The organism is Pseudoalteromonas rhizosphaerae, from assembly GCF_902498845.1.
Lineage (GTDB): Bacteria > Pseudomonadota > Gammaproteobacteria > Enterobacterales > Alteromonadaceae > Pseudoalteromonas > Pseudoalteromonas rhizosphaerae.
Genome location: NZ_CABVLM010000044.1, coordinates 1 through 1032, shown reverse-complemented (window position 1 = coordinate 1032; position 1032 = coordinate 1). Strand labels below are relative to the sequence as shown.

1 protein-coding gene and 1 pseudogene are annotated in these 1032 nt (G+C 40.5%); both read right to left on the bottom strand.

Translation table 11 applies throughout. The features are described from left to right. A pseudogene (locus tag PSR9079_RS24215) lies at positions 1-170 on the bottom strand (alpha-amylase family glycosyl hydrolase); the annotation flags it as partial. 268 nt (positions 171-438) lie between these two features. Beyond that, the gene (locus tag PSR9079_RS23360) at positions 439-792 is read right to left on the bottom strand and encodes a hypothetical protein (protein WP_149983455.1); all 354 of its coding nucleotides are present in this window, start codon (positions 790-792) and stop codon (positions 439-441) included. Between the last annotated feature and the right edge of the window lie 240 nt (positions 793-1032).

Here is a 1032-nt window from a genome sequence, read left to right as displayed (position 1 = left end):
AATGGCGAACACACTACTTAATAACTTAATTCGCTCTACTAACCACTCCCTACGATGATCAAAGTTTTTACCTGTGTATTTATCATCACCACACAAGAATGCACGTCTCACGCATCGTGAGATTAAGATGTCGATGCTAAATCAATAAGGTTTTTTCTTGCGCGAGTCATAATATATCAACTTCATCAGATACTGTATGCAATAACAGTAGTTGATGCTATGATTTTTGCAAAAAAATGTGCCTGTCCTTTTTTACTCATCAAGAACCTCATAGAGAGGCACTCCGAAATCAGTCATTTCGACCAATAATAACCGCTCATCCTCTGTTAATTTGAACAGCTCTAGATTCATGATACGCAACTAACGCTTAAACAGCGGAAAACGCGAGCGTATAGGCCGTTGTTTGGCCTGCGAGGGATTTTCCGATGGTTTAACTTGTCATATGTCCCATGCGACATCAGTAACGCCCTCAATGTTTTTTGCGATGTTTTCGATAACTTGTCTTGCTTTCACTTCAGGTGACTTATTGACTTTACCAAAAAACTTCTTAAAAAAGGAGATGCGTTGTTCTGGCCAAACCTGCCATAAAGGAGTTTCCGACTCCTCGTCATTTTTACCGAGGTACACATCAACCATCACTCCGTCGATGTTCATAGCAATACTAAACATATAATCACTGTCGATAGGAGATTCTGGATTAAAATTCAACTTTTTAAGTTCAGAAAACACATACTCAGCAAGAGACTTATTAGATTTAAACATCGCTGATTTGAAATACAGGTTATCACTCACCTCGGTTCCTCCTTGGACATATAACGCCCAGCTCACCGCGCGTAATATGTTGGCGACTTTACTGCGTGTTTTTGCAGGAAAGGTGCAAGTATTACGGAGTCCGGTGAAGCTGTTTGATACTCATTGAGCCTCCTCCCCAGCATCGCGATTATTCGCTACGCTGAAAAGGCAACCAACCTTACAGGAGAAAGCTCAATGAACTTTTACAATAACATGCATCCACATTATTGTGGAATCGAT